The sequence below is a fragment of the Roseovarius sp. Pro17 genome (genome assembly GCF_035599575.1).
GTDB lineage: Bacteria > Pseudomonadota > Alphaproteobacteria > Rhodobacterales > Rhodobacteraceae > Roseovarius.
Window position 1 is genome coordinate 472,902 of the sequence record NZ_CP141179.1, and the last position, 26,317, is coordinate 499,218.

A 26,317-nucleotide genomic window follows, 5' to 3' on the forward strand; every position below is an offset into this window, starting at 1 on the left:
CGCCATCCGCGACGCGGCCTGCCTGCCTCAAGGGGCGGGCAGAGGCTATCCGATACATCTGAGCAGGGCGCGCCCGCGGGCCGCCCGGATCCGGAGTTCGACATGAGTGATGCAAGCCTCAATCCCAGCACGACCACCGCTGGCAGCACGCAGCCGCAAGAAGCCGGCTTTGGCGATTTCTTCGCGCTGCTCAAGCCGCGCGTCATGTCGCTGGTGGTATTTACTGCTCTGGTGGGCCTGCTCGCCGCGCCGGTTTCGGTGAATCCTGTCGTCGGCTTTACCGCGATCCTCTTTATTGCGATTGGCGGCGGTGCTTCGGGCGCGCTGAATATGTGGTGGGATGCCGACATCGATCGCATCATGAAGCGCACCAAGAGCCGCCCGATCCCCGCAGGCCGCATCACCGAAGGCGAAGCGTTTGGCTTTGGTATCGCGCTGTCGGCGATCTCGGTCATCATGTTGGGGCTGGCGACCAATCTGGTCGCGGCGGGACTGCTGGCCTTTACGATCTTTTTCTACGTCGTGATCTATTCGATGTGGCTGAAGCGCTGGACCCCACAGAACATCGTGATCGGCGGCGCGGCGGGCGCGTTCCCCCCGATGATCGGCTGGGCGGCTGCGACGGGCAGCATTTCGGTGGAATCAGTGTTGATGTTCACGCTGATCTTCGTGTGGACGCCGCCGCATTTCTGGTCACTCGCCCTTTTCATGAAATCCGACTACGACGAGGCAGGCGTGCCTATGCTAACCTCGACCCACGGACGGCGCGTGACGCGCAATCATATTCTGGTCTACACGCTGCTGCTGGTGCCGGTGTCATTTGCGCTGGCGTTCACGTCTATCGGCGGGCCAGCCTATCTGATCGCTGGCGTTCTTTTGAACGCGCTGTTCCTGCGCGGTGCATGGAATATCTGGCGCCGGGACGAAACGGCGGCAGAGGCAGATGGATATGCCACCGAAAAAACGGTTTTCAAACATTCGCTCTACTATCTCTTTGGACTCTTTGTCGCGATCCTGATCGACTCTGCTCTGCGCAGCGCCGATCTGCTGGCGGCAGGACCCATCAACTTTTGGGGCGTCTAATGGCCTTTTTCCGCAAGAATCACGAGATTCACACCCGCCGGTTCAGTCGCAATCTGGGTCTGGGTCTGGTGCTGGCAGCATTTGTCGCATTGGTTTTCGGCCTTACCGTTGCCAAAGTCAGTAGTGACGACTTTTCCGTTCCCGGTAAGGTTGATGGGGCAGGTTATGGCACAAATTGACAACACAAAGCGCACGGCTATCACGCTGGTCGGCGTGGTGATCACTATGGGCGCGCTGGCTTGGGCGTCGGTGCCGTTCTACGACTGGTTTTGCCGCGTCACAGGCTTCGGCGGTATCACCGGCGTGGCCGAATCTGGATCGGACGTCATTCTGGATCGCACGATCAAGGTGCGCTTCGACGGCAGCCTTGATCGGAACATGCCTTGGCAGTTCAAGCCGATGCAGCGCGAGATGGAGATGCGCATCGGCGAAACAGGCCTTGCCTTTTACGAGGCTTACAATCCCACCGATCGACCCGTCGCCGGGCAGGCCTCGTATAATGTGACGCCTTACGAAGCGGGCGGATTTTTCGAAAAGATCGAGTGCTTTTGCTTTACCGAGCAGGTGCTGCAGCCGGGTGAGCGGGTCGAGATGCCAGTGACCTTCTACGTTGACCCGGAAATTGCCACGGACCGCGACGCCAAGTACACGCACACCATCACATTGTCCTACACATTCTACGAGATCGACCTGCCCGAGGCGCAGGCCGCCCTTGCGCAAGACGCTGAAACGGGTAGAACCATAAATTAAGGCGTTTCGAAGTATTCCCAAGTGGGGGGCATTTCGAAATGTAGCGAAACAAGGGAACGTTGCACGGAATTTTGCGAGAATCTGAGTTCGGATTTTCGCGAAATGCTAGAAGCCCGTCCACGAGGGAACCTGAAATGGCACATGAAAAGAACCACGATTACCACATTCTGACCCCGTCCGTCTGGCCCCTTTTGGGGGCTGTGGCCGGTTTCATTATGCTGTTCGGAGCCGTCCTGTGGATGTCGCCGCAGATTGAGAATAACCAACCTTGGGTGTTCCTGATCGGCCTCGTTGGCGTTCTTTACACGATGTTTGGTTGGTGGTCCGAGACCGTGGCCGAGAATCAGGCCGGTGACCATACGCCCGTCGTGCGGATCGGTTTGCGCTATGGCTTTATCATGTTCATCATGTCCGAGGTCATGTTCTTTGTCGCGTGGTTCTGGAGCTTTTTCAAGAACGCCATGTATCCGATGGGCCCGCAGTCGCCCGGCATCGACGGCGTCTGGCCGCCGGTAGGGATTGAGACGTTCGATCCGTGGCACCTGCCGCTGATCAACACGCTGATCCTTCTGTGTTCGGGGGCCGCCGCGACATGGGCGCATCACGCGCTGGTCCACGAAAATAACCGCCAGGACATGAAGCGTGGGCTGGCGTTGGCGATTGCGCTGGGCGTTCTGTTCACCTGTTTTCAGCTCTATGAGTACAGTCACGCGGCCTTCGGCTTTTCCGGCAATGTTTATGGCGCTAATTTTTTCATGGCGACCGGCTTTCACGGCTTTCACGTGTTCGTCGGTACGATCTTTCTTTTCGTCTGCCTGATGCGCACCTTGCGCGGCCACTTTACGCCTGAAAACCATGTAGGGTTCGAAGCTGCGGCTTGGTATTGGCACTTTGTCGACGTGGTATGGCTGTTCCTGTTTGCAGCGATTTACATCTGGGGCAGCTGAAGATTTTTCGCGAAAAATCTATGCCTTAGGCGAGAGTATTTTTTGGAACAATGAAAGTGCGGGGGGATTTGCCTTCCGCATTTTCGGTTTGAGGGATGGGGTTTGATGCGACGGCTGCTGGTGCCTTTGCTGTTTGGTCTGCTGGGGGCAGGTGTGCTGATCGCGCTGGGTGCCTGGCAAATGCAGCGACTGGCCTGGAAAGAGGCGGTTCTGGCGGATATCGACGCACGGCTCGCAGGGGCGCCCGTCGACCTGCCCGCGCAGCCCGATTCAGAGACCGACAAATACCTGCCTGTCGCCGTCCAAGGTGTGCTGAGCAGCCCAGAACTGCATGTCCTGATCGGGACCAAGGATCTGGGGGCGGGGTATCGATTGATCCAGCGATTCGAGACCGATGGGCGCATGATCATGGTTGATCGCGGCTTTATTCCGCTGACCTCCAAAGCCTCAGCGCGCGAGGTCGGGCCTGCCAGTTTGATCGGCAATCTGCACTGGCCGGACGAGGTTGATGGCTATACCCCCGCGCCTGATGCTGAGCGTGGAATATGGTTCGCCCGGGACGTGCCTGCGATGGCCGACGCGCTGGGGACTGAGCCGGTTCTGCTGGTCGTGCGGGACCAGTTAAGCGGGCCGGGTGGGGAAATGACTGCTTTGGCGGTGGACAGCGCCGCGATTCCAAACGATCACCTGCAATATGCGATAACCTGGTTTTCTCTGGCCGCCATATGGCTGGTGATGACGGGATATCTGATCTGGCGCATGACACGGCCCGGCGGCCGTGAGACGGAAGGCTGAGAGATGCACTACCTATCAACGCGGGGAAAGGCCCCTGTTCTGAGTTTTGAAGAGGCGATGTTGACCGGCCTCGCGCGCGATGGTGGCCTATACCTGCCCGAGAGCATTCCGCAGATGGCGCCCGCAGATATCGCGGCACTGGCCGGGCTTAGCTATGAGGAGGCCGCGTTTCGCGTGATGCGCCCCTATATCGGAGATGCCTTCACCGATACTGAATTTCACGACATTATCGCGCGCGCCTATGCCGGGTTCGCCCATGCCGCGCGTGCGCCTTTGGTGCAACTGGCGCCGGGTCATCACCTGCTGGAGCTGTTTCACGGCCCCACGCTGGCGTTCAAGGATTTCGCAATGCAGCTGATAGGGCAGCTGTTCGAGGCGGCGCTGAAGCGCAATGGTCAGCGTGTCTGTATTGTCGGCGCGACCAGCGGCGACACAGGCTCGGCCGCGATCGACGCGTTCCGGGGGCTGGAGATGGTGGATGTTTTCATCCTCTACCCCAACGGCCGGGTTTCCGAGGTGCAGCGCCGCCAGATGAGCACACCGAGCGAGGACAACGTGCATGCGTTGGCCATGACCGGCCATTTCGACGATTGTCAGGCGCGCGTTAAGGATATGTTCAACGATTTCGCGTTTCGTGATGCGGTCGGCCTTGCCGGGGTCAACAGCATCAACTGGGCGCGTGTTCTGGCGCAGGTGGTCTATTACTTTACCTCCGCCGTGTCCCTGGGTGCGCCGCAGCGCAAGGTCAGCTTTACCGTGCCGACCGGGAATTTCGGTGACATCTTTGCTGGCTATATCGCCAAGCGGATGGGCCTGCCGATCGACCGCCTTGTGGTCGCGACGAACCAGAACGATATCCTGCATCGTTGCCTGAGCGGCGGCGACTACATCCCCGACGGCGTCATCCCGTCGATCAGTCCATCGATGGATATTCAGGTCTCTAGCAATTTCGAGCGCGCTCTTTTCGAAGCATACAACCGCGACGCAAGCGCCACCGCGCAGCTGATGGACGAGTTGAAGGCTGGCGGGTTCACCGTCAGCCAAGGCGCGCTGGAGGCCCTGCGCGAGGTTTTCGATTCTGGACGATGCGACGAGGATCAGACGCGCGCCACAATCAAGCGGACATGGGAGCAGACGGGTGAGTTGCTGTGCCCGCACAGCGCCGTTGGCGTGCATGTGGCCGAAGATCATCTGAAACCCGACGTGCCGATGATCACGCTCGCCACTGCGCATCCTGCAAAATTCCCGGACGCGGTCGAGGCAGCCAGCGGCCAGCATGCCCCCTTGCCACCACACATGGCGGACCTTTATGAGCGGGACGAGAGGATTACCGAAGTCGACAACGACCTAGGGGCCATTCAATCCATGATAAGAGAACGGATCGCGCATTGACCGTCAATCTGACTACGCTTTCAAACGGTTTTCGCATCGTAACCGAGTCGATGCCGGGCCTGCAATCTGCCGCTATAGGTGTCTGGGTTCTGGCCGGTGCGCGTAACGAGTTGCCGCAACAGAACGGTATCGCGCATTTCCTCGAACATATGGCGTTCAAGGGCACAAAGCGGCGCAATGCCTTGCAAATCGCCGAGGCGATCGAGGATGTTGGCGGCTATATCAACGCCTATACCAGCCGCGAAGTCACCGCCTACTACGCCCGTGTCCTCAAGGATGACGTGCCACTCGCGTTGGACGTGGTGGGGGATATCCTGCGCAATTCCATATTCGACATCGCAGAGATCGAGACCGAGCGCGGCGTGATCCTGCAAGAGATAGGGCAGGCGCTGGATACGCCCGACGACATCATCTTTGACTGGTTGCAGGAAAAGGCCTATCCAGATCACCCCCTTGGCCGCGCCATTCTGGGTCAGCACGAAGGGGTCGCGCGGTTTGCCCGCGAGGATCTGACCGGCTTCGTCGATCAACATTACCGGCCCGGCCAGATGGTGCTGTCGGCGGCGGGTGCCGTTGATCACGGGGCACTGGTCAAGGCCGCCGAAGCGATGTTTGGCGACATGGCACCTAGTGACATGCCCGAAACCTCGCGAGCGCAGTTCCGCGGTGGCGAGAGCCGTACGATCAAGACGCTCGAGCAGGCGCATATGGCGCTGGCGTTCGAATCGCCCAACTATGGCGACCCCGCGATCCATGCAGCACAGATCTATGCCACGGCGCTGGGCGGCAGCATGTCGTCGCGCTTGTTTCAGGAGATCCGCGAAAAGCGGGGCTTGTGTTATACCATCTATGCGCAGGCAGGGGCGTATGCCGATACCGGCATGATGACGATCTATGCTGGCACGTCGGGCGATTCGATGGCCGGCCTTGCCGAGATCACGATTGACGAGATGAAGCGCGCAGCCGAAGACATGCGCCCAGATGAGATCGAGCGCGCGCGCGCCCAAATGAAGGCCGGCCTGCTGATGGGGCTGGAGAGTCCCAGCAATCGGGCCGAACGCCTCGCGCGCATGATCCAGATCTGGGGTCGCGTGCCGGGGCTGGAGGAGGTCGTCGAGAAAATCGATGCCGTGACGCTGGCCGAGGTGCGCGATCTGGCCGAAGAAACGGCGGCGCGTGCGCCCGCCGCGCTAGCGCTCTACGGTCCGGTCGAGGATGCCCCGACGCTGGAGGCACTTCAGACACGGCGCGCGGCCTGATGCTGCTGCCGCGCCGCAAGGTCCGGATCGAGACCGAGCATCTCAGCCTGCGTCAGCCGGTCATGACCGACTTTCGCGACTGGTCCCATCTGCGCCGCACCAGCGCCGAATTCCTCACCCCGTGGGAGCCGACATGGGCCGCCGATCACCTGTCGCGCAAGGGGTTTGCCAACCGCGTCTATTGGGCGCAGCGCAGTATCAACGGCGGCACGGCTCTGCCGCTCTTTCTGGTGCGGAGGCAGGATGACCGGCTGCTGGGCGCGATTACGCTGGACAATATCCGCCGCGGCCCCAGCCAGTCCGGCACGCTGGGCTATTGGATCGGCGAGGCACACGCGCGGCAGGGCTACATGCGCGAGGCGATTCCGGCGATCGTACACTATGCTTTTGACCGCTTGGATATCAGCCGGATCGACGCAGCGTGCCTGCCGTCGAATGCCGCGTCGCGGGGTCTGTTGGAGAAATGCGGCTTTAAATACGAGGGTGTCGCGCAGAGCTATCTACAGATTGACGGGCGCTGGCGCACGCATGTTCTATATGCCGGGCTTCGCCATGACCGGCGCGGGCGCAGTGATGCCGGTCTCTGACCGCGAAAACGCAGCGGAAGTTCAGATGATCCTGTTTTGATCGTTCACGCTGGTCGGCAACGGCGCTAGGATCGGTGCATGACAGATAATGCCACTGATACAGCCTTTGTCGACCGCCTGAAGTCGACGCTGCCCACCGCTGCGCTGCGCGAAATTGCGCCCCATTATCTGCAAGAGCCGCGTGGGCGCTGGCAAGGCCATGCCTGCGCCGTCGTCGCGCCCGGCAATGCTGAGGAGGCTGCGAGCGCCATCCGCCTCGCATCCGAGGCGGGTGTGCCGGTCATCCCCTATGGTGGCGGCACTGGTCTGGTAGGCGGTCAGGTGACGGGCGATGGCCCTGCGCCTTTGATAATCAGCCTCGAGCGGATGACGCGGGTGCGCGGTATCTATCCGGACGAGAACGTGATGGTCGTCGAGGCGGGCGCGATTCTGTCGGATGTGCATGACGCGGCTGAGGCGGCGGATCGTCTGTTTCCACTCAGCATTGCGGCCAAAGGCAGCGCGCGGATTGGCGGGCTGCTGGCGACGAATGCGGGTGGCGTCAATGTGCTGCGGTATGGAAATGCGCGCGATCTGTGTCTGGGGCTGGAGGCGGTGATGCCGGATGGCAGCATCTGGCACGGTCTGAAACGGCTGCGCAAGGACAACACCGGGTATGATCTGCGCAATTTGCTGATCGGGTCAGAGGGCACGCTGGGCCTGATCACTGCCGCTGCGCTGAAACTGTCGCCGCGCCCTGCGGGCGAGGGGACGGCGCTGATGGTGGTCGATAGCCCCGCCGCCGCGTTGGCGCTGCTGGCGTTGGCCCGCGACCATCTGGGCGAGGGCGTCAGCGCGTTCGAGTTGATGCATCGCCAATGCCTGAATTTCTTGGCCGAGACGATGCCGCAGGTACGCCAGCCTTGGAATGTGCCGCCTGAATGGTTCGTTCTGATCGACGTCGGCCTCGCGCGCGGGCTGGACCCTGCGAGTGCGCTTGAGGCGCTGTTTGGCGATGCGTTGGACGCGGGCCTTGTCAGCGACGGCATGATCGCGCAATCAGAGGCGCAGCGCGCCGAATTCTGGGCATTGCGTGAATCCGTGCCCGAGGCGAATCGCCATATCGGGTCCGTTAGTTCGCATGATGTGTCGCTGCCCTTGGGCGCGGTGGCCGAATTCATCGCGAAGGGGGCCGAAATGATCGGCGCGCTGGGGGATTTTCGTATCAACTGCTTTGGGCATCTGGGCGATGGAAACCTGCATTACAACGTCTTTCCTGCGCTGGGTGGCGCGCGCGCTGATCACGAGGACCAGCGCGACACGATCAAGCGCGCCGTGCATGATCTGGTGCATTCCATGGGCGGATCAATCAGCGCCGAGCATGGGATCGGGCGGCTGAAGGTGGACGATCTGGAGCGATATGGCGACCCGGCCAAGCTGGCGGCGATGCGCGCCATCAAGGCGGCGCTTGACCCCAAGGGGATCATGAATCCGGGGGCGGTCCTGCGGGCCTGAGAAACCGCGCGATCCAAACGAAAAAGCGGACCCGAAGGCCCGCTTTTCCAAGCCTGTAGGCTGGCCGCGCTTATTGCCAGTTCACCTCGTTAAAGATCGCCTGCGCCTCTTTGGCGTTGGCCGAAAAGGCCGAGGTCGGCGTTTGCGTGTCGGGGATGAAGAAGCCCAGACGCGCTGTGTCCACGTCGAGGCCGACGCCAGGGACGGCAGGATATTCGTTATTCTGGTTGGCGAAATGAGATTGGGCGAAATCACCGGTCAGAAATTCCAGCAACGCCTGCGCCTCTTCGGGATGCGGAGCCGATTTGGCCATGGCGGCGGCCGTCAGGTTCAGGTGCGCGCCTCGCCCGCTCTGGTTTGGCCAGACCCAGCCGATGCTGTCGATCTTGGCACTCAGCCCCTCAACGTCGGAATCGTAGCCGCGTAGAAAATAGTAGTGGTTGGCCACTGCGATATCGCACTCGCCCGAGATGATGCCGCGCAGTTGGTCGGAGTCGCCGCCCTGTGGGGCGCGCGCCATGTTCGCGACGAGGCCTTCGGCCCATGTCTTGGCCGCGTCTGCGCCGTCCGCCTCGATGATTGAGGCCAGCAGCGACTGGTTGTAGACGTTGGAAGAGCTGCGGATGCAGATCTGGCCCTTATATTTGGGATCGGCCAGATCTTCGTAGGTGCGTGGTGGATTTTCGACGCGCTCCTTGGCGTAAAAGATGATTCGCGCGCGCTGGCTGACGCCGAACCACAGATCGTCCGGATGGCGCAGATGCGCGGGCACGGCTTGGTCGATCACGTCGCCGGAATAGGCTTGCAACACGCCCGCCTCTTCGGCGCGGGCCATGCGGCCTGCATCGACGGTGATAAAGACGTCGGCGGGGCTGTTTTCGCCCTCGGCCTCAAGGCGCGCGATCAGCTCGTCCGCCTTGCCTTCGATCCGGTTCACGGTGATTCCGGTTTCTTTGGTGAATTGCTCATAGAGCGCATCGTCGCTGTCGTAGTGGCGCGAGGAATAGACGTTGACCTCGGCGGCCATTGCGGTGCTGGCAAGCGCGGCCAGCGACGTGGCAACGGCAAGGCGCGTGGCAAGTTTGCGCATCATTATGTTGGTCCTTATTTAATCTGACTGTTTCCGTAAGTTATCTGATATAATTCTGACAAAAATAGTCAAGTCAAAAACGCCGTATGGCTTCGCCTTGCACAGATCGGGTTTCGCGCTCATTCTGGATCAACGCGCGCGGCTGAGGGCGCGGCTGGACATAGGAGCAGCAAATGACATTCGCCGTGCGGCAGGACGCGCTGGATATTCAGAACGAAATGCCATGGGATGCGCGCCAACGCCCCGAGACGGTGTATCAAATGTTGCGCGCTACGGCCCGCGCGCACCCGCATCGCGCCGCGATCAGCTATCAGCTGACCTCAGGTGCGCGTGATCCGGCGCAGACGCTGACTTGGACCGAATTTCACGCCGAGGTCTGCCGTGCTGCGAACTTGTTCCGCAGCCTCGGCATCAAGGAGGGCGATGCGGTCGCGCTGGTTCTGCCCAACACGTTGGAAACCGCCGCCGCCACGCTGGGCGCCATGATCGCAGGCATCGTCGCGCCGATAAATCCACTGCTTGAGCCCGAGCAGGTCGCGGCCCTCCTGCGCGAGACGGGCGCCCGGGTGGTCGTCACTCTCAAGGCATTCCCCAAGACCGACATCGCCGCCAAGACCGCCGAGGCGGTGCGCCACGCGCCACGCGTCGGCACGGTGCTGGAAATTGATCTGAATCGCTATCTGCGACCGCCCAAACGCTGGATTGTGCCATTCCTGCGGCCAAAGGATTCAGGCACCCACCGCGCCGATGTGCTGAGCTATGCGCGCGAGGTGGCGCGCCAGCCCGATACGCTGAGTTTCGACGATGGCGGTCGCGACCGCGTCGCCGCCTATTTCCACACGGGCGGGACCACGGGCATGCCCAAGATGGCGCAGCACCGGTATTCTGGCATGATCTATAACGGGTGGCTGGGCCATCGCCTGCTGTTCAACGAGACGGACGTATTGATGTGTCCGCTGCCGCTGTTTCATGTGTTTGCCTGCCATGTCGTGCTTATGTCGGGGCTGAAATCGGGCGCGCATGTGATCCTGCCAACACCTGCGGGCTATCGCGGCGAGGGCGTGATCGACAACTTCTGGAAGCTGTGCGAGAGGTGGGGCGTTACCTTTGTCATCACTGTTCCCACGGCTGTCGCCGCGCTGATGCAGCGCAAGGTGGATGCCGATATCAGCCGGGTCAAGAACGCCTTTTCCGGTAGCGCCCCAATGCCGCTTGAGCTGTTCAAGCGGTTCGAGAGTGCGACAGGAATGACCGTGATCGAGGGCTATGGGCTGACCGAGGTGACCTGCCTCGTGTCATGTAACCCGCCCGCGGGAAGGAAGAAAGTCGGCTCGGTCGGGGTGCCGCTGCCTTACACCGACGTGCGGATTGTGTGTATGACGGACGATGGTCCGATAACATGCAAACCGGATGAGGTGGGCGAGATTTGTATCAATAATCCCGGTGTCTACATTGGCAACACCTATACCGACCCCGCGCGCAATCGCGACCTTTATCACGGCGACCACCTGCGCACTGGCGATCTGGGCCGGGTCGACGCGGATGGCTATCTGTGGATCACAGGCCGTGCCAAGGACCTGATTATCCGCGGCGGTCACAATATTGACCCCGCCGACATCGAAGAGGCGCTGATGGCCCATCCCGCCGTCGCTGGCGCCGGTGCCATTGGCCAACCCGATGCACACGCGGGCGAACTACCCTGCGCCTATGTCGAGCTGGTCAGCGGCGGCGAGGCGACACCCGAAGAATTGTTGGAACATTGCAAACAGCGCGTGCGCGAGCGTGCTGCCGTGCCCAAGTTTATCGAAGTGCTGGATGAGTTGCCCAAGACGGCCGTCGGCAAGGTCTTCAAACCTGCGCTGCGCAAACGCGCCATCGCGCGTGTCTATGATGCCGCGCTTGAAAAGGCTGGCAGTTCTGCCCGCATCGCGGAGGTCATCGACGACAAGAAGCGCGGCCTCGTCGCGCTGGTGAAGGGGGATCAAAACGACGCCCGCGTTGCCACCGTCCTTGGCGAATTCACCCGGCCATGGGATTGGATTGAGGCTGAGAAACAAAAGGATAAAGACACGTGACAAGCAGTGATTTCCGGATCGACCCGACCCCAAAGATGGAGCCATCCACGCTAACAGGCGCGGAGGCCTTTACCACGGACGACACGTCCGAGGGCAATCACACCCATTTCGAAACCCCGGACGAGAGTATTTCGGTCGGCACATGGGAATGCGCCCCATGCCGCGAAGTGGTCGAGTCGTGGCCAGTGCACGAAATGATGACAGTGGTTGAGGGAGCCGTAACCCTGACCCACAAGGATGGCCGTGGCGAAACCTTCGGTCCGGGCGACACATTCTACATCGCCAAGGGCCAGCATGTCGTGTGGGAGATCACCGAAAAACTGCGCAAGATGTACATGATCGTCGCGTAATGCCGGGTGGTTGGGATTTTTCGAGAAAATTCGGAAAATGTCTGCGCAGAGTAGCCTCCGCGCAGACGCTAGCGTTTACCCGACGTCCTTGTAGCTGACCTCGGGCGTATCCTTGCCCGCCTTTTCGCGCCGCACGATCAGGCGACTGAGGGCGTGGACGTAGGCCTTGGCCGACGCGACGACGGTATCAGTGTCGGCCGACTGGCCGGTCACGATCCGCCCGCCTTCCTCCATCCGCACGCTGACAGTCGCCTGCGCGTCGGTGCCTTCGGTCACGGCGTGAACCTGATAGAGTTGCAAGCGCGCGTCATGCGGAAAGAGGTTCTTTACCGCGTTAAAGCAGGCGTCAACCGGCCCGTCGCCCGTTGCCTCGGTGCTGTGCTCCACGCCGTCGATCTCCATCGTCAGGCTGGCCGATTGCGGCCCTTCGGTACCGCAGACAACGCGCAGGGATTTGATAACAAGGCGGTTTTCATCCTCGGCGGCGTCGGTGGTGGCCAGCGCGATGAGGTCCTCGTCATAGACCTCCTTCTTGCGGTCGGCCAACTCCTTGAACCGCACAAAAACGTCGTTCAACTGATTGTCGGCCAACTCATACCCGAGGTCTTTGAGCTTCGAGCGCAGCGCGGCACGGCCTGAATGTTTGCCCATGACGATGTTCGTCTCGGCCAGTCCCACATCCTCAGGGCGCATGATTTCGAACGTCTCGGCGTTTTTCAGCATACCGTCCTGATGGATGCCGGATTCGTGCGCAAAGGCGTTCTTGCCCACGATCGCCTTGTTGAACTGCACGGCAAAGCCTGAAACCGTCGCGACACGGCGCGAGATGTTCATGATCTTGGTCGTGTCGATGCGGGTTTGGTAGGGCATGATATCGCCGCGCACCTTCATCGCCATCACCACCTCTTCGAGTGCAGTGTTGCCCGCACGCTCGCCCAAGCCGTTGATCGTGCATTCAATCTGACGCGCGCCACCTTCGACTGCGGCGAGGCTGTTGGCCGTCGCCATACCCAGATCGTTATGGCAATGCGTGGCAAAGATGACCTCATCAGCGCCCGGTACCTCAGCAATGAGGCGGCGGATCAGATCGGCGGATTCTACCGGCGCGGTATAGCCCACCGTATCGGGGATGTTGATGGTGGTCGCGCCGGCCTTGATGGCGATTTCCACGACGCGGCGCAGATAATCCCATTCAGTGCGCGTGGCATCCATCGGTGACCATTGCACATTTTCGCAAAGGTTGCGTGCGTGGGTCACTGTCTGGTGGATCCGCTCGGCCATCTGATCCTTGTCGAGGTTCGGAATGGCGCGGTGCAGCGGCGACGTGCCGATAAATGTGTGAATACGCGGCTGACGCGCATGTTTGACCGCCTCCCAGCAGCGGTCGATATCGCGCAGGTTGGCGCGGGCGAGGCCGCAGATCACGGCGTCCTTGGCGCGTTTTGAGATTTCGCTGACAGCGTTGAAATCACCCTCGGAGGCAATCGGAAATCCGGCCTCGATGATATCGACGCCCATTTCGTCGAGCAGTTGGGCAATCTCCAGCTTTTCGGCGTGGGTCATGGTGGCGCCGGGGCTTTGCTCGCCGTCGCGCAAGGTGGTGTCGAATATGTAAACGCGGTCTTTGCCGCTCAGGTCCTGGCTCTTGTCGGTCATGTCGATTTTCCGTTCAAATATGGTCTTTGGCCGCCGCAGGGGCGCCGCTGTTTCCTGAATTTGGCTCACCCACCGGCTCAATCAGCAGGACCGATGCCTCGGTATCGGCACGGGGTCGGTGGACCGTATCTGCAGGCACGATCAACAATTCACCGGGCCCGAAGGTGACGGCTGGCGCGTCCTCGAAATCCATCGTTACCTCACCGCTGATCACCAGAAAGAAATCGTCGGTGTCTGCGTGGCTGTGAAAGGGGAATTCCCCTTGAAATTTCACCACCATCACGTCGTTGCCGTTGTAATTGGCCACGACCTTGGGGTCCCAATGGGTATCGAATTGCGCCAGTTTCTCGGCGAGGTTGATCTTGTGCATTTGGTTTGGTCCTGATGCTGATCCGGGTGGATTATCCAGCGCGCGATGGCACATCCCCTGAGCGCTCGCGCCGGATCGGCACGCTCAGAGGCGGCTTAGCAGCAGGAGGGCAGCACGCAGGCCACGGGCGATGCCGTGCCGGGTAGAGGCGATATGCTGCGTCATGATCATGAACTCACGTTACGCAAAATACGCCGCGATGAAAAGCCGGTTTTTGCAGTTGGGGCGTTGAAGAGGGCGCGCGGCCTCCTATCATCCTTGCCATGACACATCGTTCTTTGATCATCGGCGCCTCGGGCGGTATCGGCAGCCCGATCACCGCAAAGCTCAGGGATAACGGCAGCGAGGTGACGACCCTCTCGCGCAGCGTCGACGGGCTGGACGTGACCGACGAGGCGAGCGTCGAGGCCGCGCTGGGTGACGTCGAGGGGGAATTTCAATTGATCCTCGTAGCCACCGGCGCGCTGGAAATCGGCGGGGCCGTGCCGGAAAAGGCACTAAAAGAGGTCACAGCGCAGGCGATGGCCGATCAGTTTGCGGTGAATTGCATCGGTCCATCGCTGGTTATGAAACACGCATTGCCGCTGTTGCCGCGCAATGGACGCTGTTGCTTTGCGGCGCTGTCGGCGCGCGTCGGATCCATCGGCGACAACGCGATCGGCGGCTGGTATTCCTATCGCACGTCCAAGGCCGCGCTGAATCAGATGATCCACAGCGCCGCGATCGAGCTGCGGCGCACCCACCGCGAGGCGGTATGCGTAGCGCTGCATCCCGGCACGGTCGAGACCGAGTTCACGGCCAAATATGCGGGCCGTCACAAGACGGTAAAGCCCGAGGAGGCGGCAAAGAACCTTCTGGCGGTGTTGGAAGGTTTGGGGCCGGAGGATAGCGGCCTGTTCTTTGATTGGCAGGGTGAGCGGATCGTCTGGTGACAGCTTCGGGCTAAAGCGTTTTGGATTTAAGTTGAGACACAACTTAAATTCTAACCGCGCGCAACAGCCATAAGTCGTGGGCGTTTCGAGGTATTATCGTGATCCGATAATATGTCGAAACGCTTTAGCGCGCCAGCCAAGCTGCCGCGCCGCGCCCCGCGTGCAGGCCTGTAGCAAGGCAGGCGGTGATCAGATAGCCACCTGTAGGCGCCTCCCAATCCAGCATTTCACCCGCCGCGAAGGTGCCGGGGCGGTCCTTTAGCATCAGGTCCGCGTCCAGTGCATCCAGCCGCAGACCGCCTGCGGTCGAAATGGCCTGATCCATGGGTAGCGGACCTTGGTGCGTCACCGGCAGCGCCTTGATCAGAGGGGCCAGATCGTCTGGCAAGGGGCGCGCGAATTCCATCAACAGCGCCTGCTTTTCCGGCGCCCATTTCAACGTCTTGCGCAGGTGATTGGCCATGCTGTTCTTGCCCCGTGAGCGGCTGAGACGCTTGCGCAATTCGTCCACGCCTAGGTCGGGCACTAGATCCAGCAGCAGAGGTGCGCCCTGCCGCATGGCGCGCGAGACTTCGTATATGCCGCCGCCCTCGATCCCTGCGCGCGTGATCACGATTTCGCCTCGCGAGGTCTGCGCCCCGGCGCTGAGCGCGATCCCCTTGACTGGTGCGCCCATGTGGCGCTGCATATGCGGCGTCCAACTGACCGCAAAGCCCATATTTGCGGGCAGAAACGGGGTGACCTGATCCAGCAGGGGGCCGGCCCACGCGCCGTCCGATCCCAGCCGCGCCCAGCTGGCTCCGCCGCAGGCGAGGATCGTTGTGCGCGGTGTCAGGCGGCGCACTCCCTCAGGCGTGTCCATCAGCACGGCATCGTTTTCCCAGCCTTGCCAGCGCCAGCGCCGCTGAATCCGCACGCCTGAGCCTTCCAGCCGTGCGAGCCACGCGCGCAGAAGGGGTGAGGCCTTCATTGCCTTGGGAAAAATCCGCCCGGTCGAGCCGGTAAATAGCGGCTGGTCCAATCCCCGCGCCCATTCCTGCACTTCCTCTGGCCCGATGGCGGTGAGGATGGGGTGCAACCATTGCGACCCCTCACCATAAGCAGCAAGGAAGGCGTCCAAGCCTTCGGCCTTGGTCAGGTTTAGGCCTGATTTTCCAGCCATGAGGAACTTGCGCGCGGGCGACGGCTTGGCCTCGGCCACCGTCACCGAATGACCTGCGTTTGCCAGCGCCTCGGCCGCCATCAGCCCGGCGGGGCCTGCGCCGATTACCAGTGCCTCGGGGGAGTTTTGCATGCTGCGCTCAGGTTTCCCGCACCGTGTCGATCATCAGTTGCACGTTATCGGGGTTCGCATCAGGCGTGATACCATGCCCGAGGTTGAAAATATGCGGGCCATTCCGCAACGCTTGGACGATGCGCCGCGTCTGGCTGACCAATGCGTCACCGCCGGTGACCATGTGCGATGACGCCAGATTGCCCTGCACGCAGCCGCCGGGCTGAACATGCTCAGCCACCCATTCGGCGGTGACGGAATCGTCCACTGCAACGCAATCGGCGCCGGTTGCCTTGGCAAAACCGATATAGGCATCTTTGGCCTGACGTGGAAAGGCGATGACAGGCGTGTCCGGGTGGCGTTTTTTCAGCGCGGTGATAATGCGCTTGGTCGGCTCTAGGGCGTAGCGGTCGAAATCGGGGCCGTTCAGCGACCCAGCCCAGCTGTCGAACAGCTTGACCACCTCGGCGCCCGCCTCGATCTGGGCGCTGAGATACTCGATCGTCGCTTCGGTCAGCCGCTCGATCAGCGCGTCAAAGACCGCTGGGTGCGTGCCTTTCAACTCATGCGCAGGGCCTTGGTCGGGGGTGCCTTTGCCAGCAATCATGTAGGTCGCGACTGTCCACGGCGCGCCAGCGAACCCGATCAGGGTTGTCTCTTTGGGCAGTTCCTGACGCAGGTTGCGCACCGTCTGATAGATCGGCGACAGCGTTTCGTGGATGTCGTCCACACCGCGCAGTTGCGCCAACTCGGCCTCGCCGGTGATGGTGCTGAGGCGCGGCCCCTCGCCGGTGACAAACCAGAGGTCCGCGCCCAAAGCCTGCGGGATCAGCAGGATATCGGCGAATAGGATCGCGGCGTCGAAACCAAAGCGCCGGATGGGCTGCAACGTCACCTCGGTGGCCAATTCCGGATTGTAGCATAGCGACAGGAAATCCCCTGCCTTGGCGCGCGTTGCCTTGTATTCGGGCAGGTAGCGGCCCGCCTGACGCATCATCCAGATGGGGGGCGTCGGCAATGTCTCGCCCGCCAAAGCGCGCAGTATCGTCTTGTCAGTTTTTGGATTGGCCATGATGCATCCTCTCATTTGGGATGGTGGTCGCGCCCGGCGCGCCGGAAGTCAAGCGCGGGCTCCCTTGCCCTGCGCCCCCGGCACAATTAAACCGCTGGCATGACATTGCAATTGCCTACCCCTATGGCCCCGTTGAAACTGGGCACGCGCGGCTCGCCGCTTGCCCTAGCGCAGGCGAACGAGACGCGCGCGCGCCTTGCCGCCGCGCATGATCTGCCGTTTGAGGCGTTCGAGATCGTGGCGATCAAAACCACTGGTGACAGGATCATCGACCGCCCGTTGAAAGAGATCGGCGGCAAGGGATTGTTCACCCGTGAGATCGAAGAGGCGCTGCTGTCCGGCGCGATCGACATCGCCGTCCATTCGATGAAAGACATGCCGACATTGCAACCCGGTGGCCTGCTATTGGACACCTATCTGCCGCGCGAGGATGTGCGCGACGGCTTCGTTTCGCCCGGTTACGCCACGCTGGCCGATCTGCCCGAGCGGGCATTGGTCGGCACGTCGTCGCTGCGACGAAAGGCGCAGGTTCTGGTGGCCTATCCGCATCTGGAGGTGGTTGAATTTCGCGGCAACGTGCAGACCCGCCTGAAGAAACTTGACGATGGCGTGGCCACCTGCACCTTTCTCGCCATGGCGGGGCTGAATCGGCTGGGCCGCGCGGACGTGGCGCAAAGCGCGCTTGATCCGTCCGAAATGCTGCCCGCCATCGCGCAGGGCGCTATCGGGATCGAGCGACGCGAGGGTGACTCCCGGGTTGCCGAAATGCTGAGTGCCATTCATGATGAAATGACGGGTCAGCGGCTGGCTGCCGAGCGCGCGTTTCTGGCAGCGCTCGATGGCTCTTGCGAGACTCCTCTTGCGGGATTGGCCGAGCTGAACGGCACGACCCTGCATCTGCGCGGCGAGGTGCTGCGCCCGGATGGATCGCAGAGCATCAAGGACTCGCGCAGCGCACCGATTGCGGATGGTGCCGCGCTGGGCCGAGCGATGGCAGAGGACATGCTGAAAGAGGCGGGTCCGGGCTTCTTTGACTGGCGCGATTGACGAATACGCTTGATCCCGGCGCGTCAGCGGGTCGGGCGCATATCCTTCAGCGCGAGCAGGCCCGCGCCTGTCAGCATCAACGCACCGCAGAATCTGTTTGCCCGCGCGCCGCGTAGCGCACCCGCCGCGCGTGTGCCCAGCCAACCCCAGAGCATCAGGATCGTACCATCAACAACGAGATATGTCGCGCCGAGGATTGCCAGTTGCGGCAGGACTGGCGCTGTGGGGTCGATGAATTGGGGGAATAATGCGCCAAAAAACACCACTGCGAACGGGTTGGCCATCGATGTAAAGAAGCCTTGACGAAAGAGGCGCGCGACGCTGCCCTGGGGTGCCTTGGCGCTTGGCGTTTCGCCTTTGGACAGGATCAGTTGCAGGCCGATCCACGCAAGGTATGCCACCCCCAGCCATTTGATCCAGGCAAATGCGGTGGCCGACGTGGCGATGATCGCAGCAAGGCCGAAGGCGGCGGCGGTCATCTGAATCGCGTTGGCCGAAAGATCGCCCAGCACCGTCCACATGCTGCGGCGCAGGCCGTGGCGGATAGCGTTCGAGATGATAAGAAGCTGACTGGTATCGGGGGGCGTGGCAAAGAACACGGCGACGGCGGCGAGGTAGAGTAGGTAGGTATCAAGCGGCATCACATCGCTCCTGTTTGATCCACCGCTTCAATCTATTGCGCGGATCAGCTTGCGTTCCAGCACGCGCAAAACCTGACGCAGATCGGCGCCGCGCTTCAATATTTGCCCATCCATGCCGATCACTGCGTATTGCCCCTGTTTGCCGCGCAGTTTGGGCCGTTTTTCGATGCGGTATAGTGGATGTTCAGCCGTGTGGCGAAAAACGGAAAAAACCGCCACCTCGCGCAGGCACGAGATGCCGTAGTCGCGCCATTCGCCCGCAGCAACCATACGGCCATAGATCGACAGGATCACGCCCAGTTCCGTACGATGGAATGCGATCTGATCGTGATGGCCGCCAATGGGAGAGAGCGATTGATAACTCATGACTAAGAGTTGCGCCGAAACGCTCGCGGATCAAGCCCTATAGCATTTCGAACCATGCCTCTTGCAGGGTTATTCATCAATGCGATCCCGCATAACATGGCCCAAGCCGCATTTCGCGAAATTTCGCGGCTCAGGTTTTTCGCGCGACGCCTCGACGACGTCGCGCGAACTGCCGCTGACAGAACCAGCCGGGCGATGAATACCAAGCGAGCAAACCGCAATTCGCCCAGCCTATGCTACGCCAGGTTCAGCCGCACCAGATGCGCGTGATCCTGCCCGAGTTGTCGGTGTCGACGTTCAGTCGGTCGATTCGATAGTCCATCGTCATCGCTGTATCAGGTCCGAGAATACGCACAGGCCGGTTCGGCGCGCTGAAGTCATATTGCGTGTGAGACGTGCCGATGCGGTTCGAATAGGCCGAGGCACCGCAGGCGTCGCGGCTGGGCTGGTTCAACACCGGATCGTTGGCCTCGGTCGGCTGGCAGGCGGCCAGCGTCAGAGCGACGGGTACGACAAGGCAGGCGGCGAGCGGTGAACGTAGCATTGAAAACTCCATTTAATCCGCTGCATGAAGTGACCGTTCGCGCGCGGCTTTTCAAGGCATTTGAATTTGGAGCGATCAAACCGCGCCGCATTTCGCCCAAAATCATGCGCGACGCGAAGCGGCGGACTGAACGCCTCGCATCATGCGCTGCACCGCACAGCCCCTCCTGCGCACCAATGCCCTTGCGCGATCCGCCTCAAAGCATAGGTTCAGCGCCAAAGCACCAAAAGGAGCCGCAAAATGGCCGACGACACTTACACCCCGCCCGAGGTCTGGACATGGGACGCCGAAAGCGGCGGCCAGTTCGCCAGCACCAACCGCCCCATCGCAGGCCCGACCCATGACAAGGAACTGCCGACAGGCAAGCATCCCTTCCAGCTCTATTCGCTGGCGACGCCGAACGGGGTCAAGGTCACGGTCATGTTCGAGGAACTACTGGCCGCAGGCCATGATGCCGAATACGACGCCTGGCTGATAGATATCGGTGAGGGCGACCAGTTTGGTAGCGGCTTCGTGGACATCAACCCGAATTCGAAAATTCCCGCACTTCTCGATCGCTCGCGGGAAACCCCTGTCCGCGTCTTTGAGAGCGGGTCGATCCTGATGCATCTGGCGGAAAAATATGGCGCCTTCCTGCCTGCGTCCGGCCCCTCGCGAACTGAAACACTCAACTGGCTCTTTTGGCAGATGGGCAGCGCGCCTTACCTTGGCGGTGGTTTTGGCCACTTCTATCAGTACGCACCCGAGAAATACGAATACCCCATCAATCGCTTTGCAATGGAGGCCAAGCGCCAGCTTGATGTGCTGGACCGGGCACTGGCCGAGCGTGATTTTATAGCAGGCGAAAGCTATTCAATCGCCGACATGGCGATCTGGCCGTGGTACGGGCAACTCGCACTGGGGCGCACCTATGGCGACGCGGGCACATTCCTTGATGTGGAGAGCTATGAACACCTCCAGCGTTGGGCAAAAGCGATCGACGCGCGCCCGGCAGTCCAGCGGGGCCGCATGGTAAACCGTAGTGTCGGCGAGCCGGAAACGCAGCTGCACGAACGCCACGATGCTGCGGATTTCGACACGCAGACCCAGGACAAGATTGGCGAGGGTAGCTAAGACGTTTCGGGTAGAGGTTCAGTGATCCGCATGTCGGTTCGTGATTCACTTGGGGAAGCTTCGGAGTGGTGCGATGCGCGATCAAACGTGGCTGACGGCGGTGCCGAACAAGTGCTCATCGCTTTCCCAGCCTACAGCCCGTGACAAGCGTCGGGTCGGCAGCATTGGTAGGCTATCGACCCGGCGTCTGATCCTGGTATACGGGATGGCGGAGGCGGTGCTGTTGCTGCCGGCCGCTGGTTGTTTTCCGATAGGGTGACGCGCCACATCCGCGCCATCGTTCCGGCCGAGGTGGCCGGCGAGATCGTCGAAGGTTCGGCCGTGATGGGACTTCGTTGGCAGATGGGCATTCACAGCCGGATGTACATCCCATACCGGTCCGAAGCGCCCTGCCGCCGCGCCTTCCGGTCGCCCTGAAACCGAATGAGAGCTTTTTCCCGGCGTTCCCGCAGCGGGACGATGAGGGCGACCTCATCCCGATCTTCGACTACGCATTTCCGCAGAAGTTCACCGAGTCTGCCTTTTTTAAAGGAGTTACTGAATAATCCCAGCCACGGATTTTTGCCTTTACGCCGACCGGAATCGCATCCGCTGTCTCACTCTTCGGCGCGCGCCAGCGTCACGTTTGTACCACGGCGCCGGACTGGAATGTCAGCGCGCAGCTTCCAGTCGTATTTTGTGTCGTCGCGCACCTGATCCCAATGCAGCGTGCCGCCCGTGCGCCACGGGTCCAGCACGATGCCGTTTTTCCAGCTATCGCCGCGCGCGAACACGACAGCCGTTGAATGTTCCAGACGGAAGGGGTTTTCGGCATTTGCCACCAAACGGTTGAACTCCAGCGTGACATAGCGCGCATGGGTCATCCGCGTCTGGATGTCGCGCGCCCAGTGATAGCAAAGGCCGCGTTTCTTCAGGCCGACATTGACCTTGGCGTTGTGGACCAATGGCGTATCGACAATCTCGTACTCGCGCACCAGATCGGCCGTGACTGCATAGGCCATCCGCGCTGCGCGCGCCGCCTCAGCCGGGTCCACATTTGGCCCCAACGCCAGTATCGCGGACTCTAGCCCGGTTATACCGCTGGACGTGCTCAGCGTCGCCGGCGCCGCACCGCATCCCACCAACAGCCCCGTGGACCCTGCGCCCAGCACCATCGCCCGTCTCGTAATCATGTCTGCCTCGTCTCTCTTGCTTTGGCAGTTTTCTAGACTGGCGGCGCGCCAAAAACCAGCCCCACCCATGTCCTGACGCCGCACCAATGCCAACCAGACCGCATTTTCGATAAATCCACTGCATATCGCGAAACATCAATCGCGAAACCGGGGATGCGGTTACCTGCCTCGCGGGTGCTGAGCCGTCAGTTAAAGGTGTCCCGCAATATCGTGAAAAATGCCTATCACGACCTGAGGAGCCACGGTTATCTGTCGAGCGCCGGGACTAGGGGCACATTTGTGAGGGTCCATATTGCCGGACGCCGAAATCTCGAGTTTGGCAAATGAGATAACCGCAGCGCCCGTGTCGACCCTTACAAATGACACACTGATCTCAGCAGAGAGAGACCGCCCTCACGAAGTGCCGGAAAGACTGAATTCAGCACAAATGCCGTCAACGTCTACTTTGCCCCGGAAAGAATCTGCCGCCGCTTGCTGATTGAGCACCTGTCATTTCAGTCGCGCCAGGCAGGGAGCGTCGATCCAGCCGAAATTGAGATAGTCTATGCTAGGCAGGAAAGTATGATCGAACATTCCAGCCGTGAAATGGCCTGTTTTCGCGGGGGAAGGGGGAGCAGTATCAAAGACACTTCCAGACCCGCATCGTGAGTCAGTGCATGTTCACACTTCGATCTTATATCAGGTCGCCATGAGGCAGTTTTCCTACATATGGCTATTCTTGCAGGGGATTCTCCGGTTGGCACGCGTCGCCGGTAAAGCAGCGATGCACCTTATCCAGCAGTTCGGGCGCGGGGGCAAAGAAGGCGTCGCCGCCGCAGGGATCGACCGTCAGGCTATAGCCGTCCTCGCCCTGTTGCACGAAGGCCAGCACGTTACCGCCCGCAGGCGGCTGTGCGCACCATGGGCCAAAACACAGGGCACGCAGTGTGACAGGCCCAGCAAAAGGCCGGGTAAAGCCAATTTGTCCCAGCGCCTCGCCGCTGAACCGCGCGGGGATCCGCGTTTCGGGTGGTGTGGCTTGCTGATTGGCCATGTCGACTTCGGGCAGTTGCGACGCATCGAAATCGAGCGTGCCATACACCGCGATATAACTCTCGGGGGCGGCATGGATTCGCTGATACGTCCGGGCGAGGTCGTGTGGCAGGCACGACAGCGCGGCGGCAGGACTGGCGAGTGTCAGTGTGGCCAAGGCGATGGATACAGTGCGAAATTTCATAGCAAGCCTTCGAATTCGGTTAGAACGGCGGCGTAGACCGCGCGTTTGAACGGAACGATACTGGCAACCAGATCGCCGGGCGGCAACCAGCGCCATTCAGAAAATTCTGGATGCGCGGTCTGGATTGCTATCTGGGCATCTTCGCCTTGAAACCGCGCCAGAAACCACTTTTGCTCCTGCCCGCGATAGCGGCCCTTCCACATGCGCGCCGCCAGATCGGGCGGCAGATCGTAGCGCACCCAATCTGCTGTCTCGCTTTCTATGCGGACCAGATCGGCGGTAACTCCGGTTTCCTCGACCAGTTCGCGCAGGGCGGCGGTGCGCGCGTCCTCGCCGACGTCGATCCCGCCTTGGGGCATCTGCCAAGCAGGCTGATCGGTGTCTATGCGCTGACCGACAAAAACATGACCGTCCTTGTTGACCAACATTACGCCCACGCAAGGGCGGTAGGGCAAGCTGGCAAATTGATCCGGGGTCATGCGACAGTGTCTCCGGCGGGTCGGGGTACGTGGTGGTAGGTTGGCACCCACCCTATGGATCATATCGCCGGGCCGCCATGATGACTGGCGGCCCGGCGCTGATTCACTTTGAGCCGTTCAACGTGGTAAGGCCCTTGAGGATGTCGATGGCATAGGCCAGTTGATAATCCTCTTCGCGCAGCTTGGCGCTTTCTTCGGCGCGCTCGCGGGTCTCTTCGATGTGGAGGATTTCATCCTCGGTCAGGCTGTCATTGTCGAGGCTGCCGCGCAGATCGGCCTCGGACCGCAGCAGGGGCGGCACGTTGCTTTCCTCTTCTTCGCTCTCGGGTTTGCGGCGGGGCTGCGCGACCAGAATGTCGGGCGACACGCCAAGTGCCTGGATCGAGCGGCCCGAGGGCGTGTAGTAGCGCGAGGTGGTCAGGCGCATGGCACCATCACCGCGCAGCGGCATGACGGTCTGGACCGACCCCTTGCCAAAGCTTCTGGTGCCGACAACGACCGCGCGGTGGTGATCCTGCAATGCACCGGCGACGATTTCGGACGCCGAGGCCGAGCCACCGTTGATCAGAACGACGATCGGTTTGCCCTCGGCCAGATCGCCAGGCGTTGCGTTGAAACGTTCGCCATCCTGCGCCTCGCGGCCGCGCGTGCTGACGATCTCGCCCTTTTCGAGGAAGGCATCCGAAACCGCAATCGCTTGGTTCAGCAGGCCACCGGGGTTGTTGCGCAGATCAATGACTATCCCGTTAATCTTGTCGATGCCGCCAGCCTTTTCGATCTCTTCGGCGAGGCCGTCCTCAAGGTTCTCATAGGTCTGGTCGCTGAAGCTGGAGACGCGCAGCACCACGGCCTTCTGTTCGGTGCGCGCGCGCACTGCAGTGACCTTGATCGTGTCGCGCACGATGGACAGATCGAACGGCTCGGCCTCGCCCTCGCGCACCATCGTGATGACGATCTCGCTGCCGACCGGGCCGCGCATCATGTCCACCGCCTGATCAAGGTTGAGGCCCAGCACGCTCTCGCCGTCGACATGGGTGATATAGTCGCCCGCCTCGACGCCCGCGTTGAAGGCGGGCGTGCCGTCGATGGGTGATACGACCTTGACGAAGCCCTCTTCCTGAGTGACCTCAATACCGAGGCCGCCGAACTCGCCGCGCGTCTGCACTTGCATATCCTCGGCATCTTCGGGCGGCAGGTAGCTGGAATGGGGATCAAGCGAGGTGAGCATCCCGTTGATCGCAGCCTCAATCAGATCGCCCTCATCAACCTCCTCGACATACTGAGCGCGAATCCGCTCGAATATGTCTCCGAACAGGTCCAGTTGCTCATAGACGTTAGTATTGCGCTTGGTCTCCTGCGCCATGAGGGGGGCGGCGATCTGCGTGGTGACGATCACGCCGGCAAGGGTGCCAGCGCCGGCGGCCATCAGGAATTTCTTCATTGCTCACTCATCCTTGTCTGTCTTGAACCACAGCGCGGGATCCACGGCGGTGTCACCCTGTCTGACCTCAATATAGAGGGTTTGCGTCCACTCGGTAGCTGCTTCCAGCAGCTCGGGGGGCACAATTTCGTCATCGGCCTGACCACCCGGAGCGCCGAGGCCGCCCATAAGGCCGACCGGACTGCCGCCGGGCAGGACCTGCCCGATTTCCCCATAAACCACGTCCATCCCGGCAAAGACCAGTAGAATCCCGGATTGGGGCTCTAGAATGGCGACATTCCCGTAGTCCAGCAAGGGGCCATGATAACGCAGCGTCGCTGCGGCGGGCGTGGTGACCAACGCGCGGGGCGGGGCGGCCATGACGATGCCGGGGCGGGTGATGCCCGCTGCGTCCGCCTCGCCGGCGCGTCGCAGGATGCGGCCCTCGACGGGCAGGGGCAGGCTGCCCTTGCGATCCTCGATGCCCGGCAGGCTGCCGGGGGCCTCGCCGACGGCGATCTGGCTGAGACCACTGGCAAAGCCATCAAGCGATTCGGTTGAGGCGATCAGCAGCGCGGTCTTGACCGGATCCTCGGTAAAGCGGCGTGGCAGATCCTCGCGATCGGCGATGGCCTGACTGAGGCGGGTGCGCGCCTCCTGCGCGGCGGCGAGGCCCTCGGTCAGCTTGCGCGCGGCACTTTGCTGGAGGGCGCGCAGGCTGGCTAGTTCTTCCAGATTGGCGCGCAGGACAGCAGCGCGCGCGTTCAGCGCAGGCGTCACATCTGCCAGCAACATCCCCGAGCGTGCAGTGCCGACCGGCCCGGCGGGATGTAGCAACGTCACCGGCGCGGGCGTCGTGTTGATTGAGCTGAGTACGCCCAACAGCTGCGAGATCTCGGCGTCGCGCGAAGCGAGGTCGCGCTCCAGCGTCTGTGCCGCTATCGCCGCCTGCCGCATTCCAACGCGCATCGCGCGCAAGCCCGCCTCAAAGGCGCGCACCGTCTGGCTGAGCGCCTTGACACGACTCGCCGCGCCGTCCGCCTCGTCAAGGGCGCGGGTCGCTTTGGCCAATAGATCCGACGCGGCGCGCGCATCGGCACCAGGATCGACCTGCGCCAGCGCGGCTGCAGGAGTAAGTGCCAGAATGGCAGTGCAGATCAACGGCGCGAGGCGCGCGCGTCTCATGCGGCCCGT

Annotated in this window: 28 protein-coding genes; 15 read left to right on the plus strand and 13 right to left on the minus strand. The window is 61.5% G+C overall.

Going from position 1 to position 26,317, the window contains the following annotated elements:
* Positions 1–102: 102 nt before the first annotated feature.
* The 9 genes from cyoE to U3654_RS02355 all read left to right on the plus strand — a co-directional run bounded on the left by cyoE (position 103) and on the right by U3654_RS02355 (position 8,307).
* The gene (gene cyoE, locus U3654_RS02315) at positions 103–1,083 is read left to right on the plus strand and encodes a heme o synthase (RefSeq protein ID WP_324753749.1); all 981 of its coding nucleotides are present in this window, start codon (positions 103–105) and stop codon (positions 1,081–1,083) included.
* Positions 1,083–1,262: a hypothetical protein gene (locus U3654_RS02320; protein ID WP_324753750.1), complete on the plus strand. Its 180-nt coding sequence runs from the start codon at positions 1,083–1,085 to the stop codon at positions 1,260–1,262. The genes cyoE and U3654_RS02320 overlap by 1 nt, the downstream gene beginning before the upstream one ends.
* Positions 1,249–1,833, plus strand: a complete 585-nt coding sequence (locus U3654_RS02325; protein ID WP_324753751.1) for a cytochrome c oxidase assembly protein — start codon at positions 1,249–1,251, stop codon at positions 1,831–1,833. Before U3654_RS02320 ends, U3654_RS02325 begins: the two co-directional genes overlap by 14 nt.
* Positions 1,834–1,967: 134 nt before the next feature.
* On the plus strand, positions 1,968–2,780 hold the full coding sequence (locus tag U3654_RS02330; protein ID WP_324753752.1) for a cytochrome c oxidase subunit 3: 813 nt from the start codon (positions 1,968–1,970) through the stop codon (positions 2,778–2,780).
* A gap of 105 nt (positions 2,781–2,885) precedes the next feature.
* Positions 2,886–3,575, plus strand: a complete 690-nt coding sequence (locus U3654_RS02335) for an SURF1 family protein (protein ID WP_324753753.1) — start codon at positions 2,886–2,888, stop codon at positions 3,573–3,575.
* Positions 3,576–3,578: 3 nt separating this feature from the next.
* Positions 3,579–4,967 (plus strand): threonine synthase, encoded by a 1,389-nt coding sequence (thrC, locus tag U3654_RS02340; RefSeq protein WP_324753754.1) that lies wholly within the window; start codon positions 3,579–3,581, stop codon positions 4,965–4,967.
* A complete protein-coding gene (locus tag U3654_RS02345; protein WP_324753755.1) occupies positions 4,964–6,226 on the plus strand; it encodes a pitrilysin family protein in 1,263 nt (420 codons plus the stop codon). The genes thrC and U3654_RS02345 overlap by 4 nt, the downstream gene beginning before the upstream one ends.
* Positions 6,226–6,813: a GNAT family protein gene (locus U3654_RS02350; protein WP_324753756.1), complete on the plus strand. Its 588-nt coding sequence runs from the start codon at positions 6,226–6,228 to the stop codon at positions 6,811–6,813. The genes U3654_RS02345 and U3654_RS02350 overlap by 1 nt, the downstream gene beginning before the upstream one ends.
* Positions 6,814–6,891: 78 nt before the next feature.
* A complete protein-coding gene (locus U3654_RS02355) occupies positions 6,892–8,307 on the plus strand; it encodes an FAD-binding oxidoreductase (RefSeq protein WP_324753757.1) in 1,416 nt (471 codons plus the stop codon).
* Between the two features lie 70 nt (positions 8,308–8,377).
* On the opposite strand, the gene U3654_RS02360 is transcribed toward U3654_RS02355, so the two are convergent.
* Positions 8,378–9,397, minus strand: a complete 1,020-nt coding sequence (locus U3654_RS02360) for an extracellular solute-binding protein (RefSeq protein ID WP_416384573.1) — start codon at positions 9,395–9,397, stop codon at positions 8,378–8,380.
* A gap of 173 nt (positions 9,398–9,570) precedes the next feature.
* Between U3654_RS02360 and U3654_RS02365 the strand changes: the two genes are divergently transcribed.
* Both U3654_RS02365 and U3654_RS02370 read left to right on the plus strand, forming a co-directional pair.
* Positions 9,571–11,472, plus strand: coding sequence for an acyl-CoA synthetase (locus U3654_RS02365; RefSeq protein WP_324753758.1), 1,902 nt, complete (start codon positions 9,571–9,573; stop codon positions 11,470–11,472).
* The gene (locus tag U3654_RS02370; protein ID WP_324753759.1) at positions 11,469–11,822 is read left to right on the plus strand and encodes a cupin domain-containing protein; all 354 of its coding nucleotides are present in this window, start codon (positions 11,469–11,471) and stop codon (positions 11,820–11,822) included. Before U3654_RS02365 ends, U3654_RS02370 begins: the two co-directional genes overlap by 4 nt.
* 75 nt (positions 11,823–11,897) lie before the next feature.
* On the opposite strand, the gene U3654_RS02375 is transcribed toward U3654_RS02370, so the two are convergent.
* On the minus strand, positions 11,898–13,478 hold the full coding sequence (locus U3654_RS02375; RefSeq protein WP_324753760.1) for a 2-isopropylmalate synthase: 1,581 nt from the start codon (positions 13,476–13,478) through the stop codon (positions 11,898–11,900).
* A gap of 13 nt (positions 13,479–13,491) precedes the next feature.
* The gene (locus U3654_RS02380; protein ID WP_324753761.1) at positions 13,492–13,848 is read right to left on the minus strand and encodes a cupin domain-containing protein; all 357 of its coding nucleotides are present in this window, start codon (positions 13,846–13,848) and stop codon (positions 13,492–13,494) included.
* A gap of 263 nt (positions 13,849–14,111) precedes the next feature.
* On the opposite strand from U3654_RS02380, the gene U3654_RS02385 reads away from it, so the two are divergent.
* On the plus strand, positions 14,112–14,780 hold the full coding sequence (locus U3654_RS02385; RefSeq protein ID WP_324753762.1) for an SDR family oxidoreductase: 669 nt from the start codon (positions 14,112–14,114) through the stop codon (positions 14,778–14,780).
* Between the two features lie 124 nt (positions 14,781–14,904).
* On the opposite strand, the gene U3654_RS02390 is transcribed toward U3654_RS02385, so the two are convergent.
* On the minus strand, positions 14,905–16,074 hold the full coding sequence (locus tag U3654_RS02390; protein WP_324753763.1) for a TIGR03862 family flavoprotein: 1,170 nt from the start codon (positions 16,072–16,074) through the stop codon (positions 14,905–14,907).
* A 7-nt stretch (positions 16,075–16,081) separates the two neighbouring features.
* The gene (hemE, locus tag U3654_RS02395) at positions 16,082–17,125 is read right to left on the minus strand and encodes a uroporphyrinogen decarboxylase (protein ID WP_324753764.1); all 1,044 of its coding nucleotides are present in this window, start codon (positions 17,123–17,125) and stop codon (positions 16,082–16,084) included.
* Between the two features lie 99 nt (positions 17,126–17,224).
* On the opposite strand from hemE, the gene hemC reads away from it, so the two are divergent.
* Complete coding sequence (gene hemC, locus U3654_RS02400; protein WP_324753765.1) at positions 17,225–18,172, plus strand: hydroxymethylbilane synthase; 948 nt, start codon at positions 17,225–17,227, stop codon at positions 18,170–18,172.
* 23 nt (positions 18,173–18,195) lie between these two features.
* Here the strand turns inward: hemC and U3654_RS02405 are convergent, their stop codons facing one another.
* The 3 genes from U3654_RS02405 to U3654_RS02415 all read right to left on the minus strand — a co-directional run bounded on the left by U3654_RS02405 (position 18,196) and on the right by U3654_RS02415 (position 19,723).
* Positions 18,196–18,813 carry a LysE family translocator gene (locus tag U3654_RS02405; RefSeq protein ID WP_324753766.1) on the minus strand — a complete coding sequence of 206 codons (618 nt, stop codon included), beginning with the start codon at positions 18,811–18,813 and terminating at the stop codon, positions 18,196–18,198.
* A 27-nt stretch (positions 18,814–18,840) separates the two neighbouring features.
* Positions 18,841–19,179: a DUF2794 domain-containing protein gene (locus U3654_RS02410; protein WP_324753767.1), complete on the minus strand. Its 339-nt coding sequence runs from the start codon at positions 19,177–19,179 to the stop codon at positions 18,841–18,843.
* A 247-nt stretch (positions 19,180–19,426) separates the two neighbouring features.
* Complete coding sequence (locus U3654_RS02415; RefSeq protein ID WP_324753768.1) at positions 19,427–19,723, minus strand: I78 family peptidase inhibitor; 297 nt, start codon at positions 19,721–19,723, stop codon at positions 19,427–19,429.
* A gap of 240 nt (positions 19,724–19,963) precedes the next feature.
* Here U3654_RS02415 and yghU point away from each other — a divergent pair, with 240 nt between their 5' ends.
* Positions 19,964–20,836: a glutathione-dependent disulfide-bond oxidoreductase gene (gene yghU, locus U3654_RS02420; protein WP_324753769.1), complete on the plus strand. Its 873-nt coding sequence runs from the start codon at positions 19,964–19,966 to the stop codon at positions 20,834–20,836.
* 596 nt (positions 20,837–21,432) lie between these two features.
* On the opposite strand, the gene U3654_RS02425 is transcribed toward yghU, so the two are convergent.
* Positions 21,433–22,008 carry a hypothetical protein gene (locus U3654_RS02425; RefSeq protein WP_324753770.1) on the minus strand — a complete coding sequence of 192 codons (576 nt, stop codon included), beginning with the start codon at positions 22,006–22,008 and terminating at the stop codon, positions 21,433–21,435.
* A 153-nt stretch (positions 22,009–22,161) separates the two neighbouring features.
* Between U3654_RS02425 and U3654_RS20440 the strand changes: the two genes are divergently transcribed.
* Positions 22,162–22,335, plus strand: a complete 174-nt coding sequence (locus U3654_RS20440) for a GntR family transcriptional regulator (RefSeq protein WP_416384544.1) — start codon at positions 22,162–22,164, stop codon at positions 22,333–22,335.
* A 385-nt stretch (positions 22,336–22,720) separates the two neighbouring features.
* On the opposite strand, the gene U3654_RS02430 is transcribed toward U3654_RS20440, so the two are convergent.
* The 4 genes from U3654_RS02430 to U3654_RS02445 form a co-directional block, all read right to left on the minus strand.
* Entirely contained in the window at positions 22,721–23,224 is a 504-nt protein-coding gene (locus U3654_RS02430; protein WP_324753771.1) for a hypothetical protein, read from the minus strand.
* A complete protein-coding gene (locus U3654_RS02435; protein ID WP_324753772.1) occupies positions 23,221–23,703 on the minus strand; it encodes an RNA pyrophosphohydrolase in 483 nt (160 codons plus the stop codon). Before U3654_RS02435 ends, U3654_RS02430 begins: the two co-directional genes overlap by 4 nt.
* A 103-nt stretch (positions 23,704–23,806) precedes the next feature.
* Positions 23,807–25,144: a S41 family peptidase gene (locus U3654_RS02440; RefSeq protein ID WP_324753773.1), complete on the minus strand. Its 1,338-nt coding sequence runs from the start codon at positions 25,142–25,144 to the stop codon at positions 23,807–23,809.
* Positions 25,145–25,147: 3 nt separating this feature from the next.
* Positions 25,148–26,308: a peptidase M23 gene (locus U3654_RS02445; RefSeq protein WP_324753774.1), complete on the minus strand. Its 1,161-nt coding sequence runs from the start codon at positions 26,306–26,308 to the stop codon at positions 25,148–25,150.
* Positions 26,309–26,317: the final 9 nt, after the last annotated feature.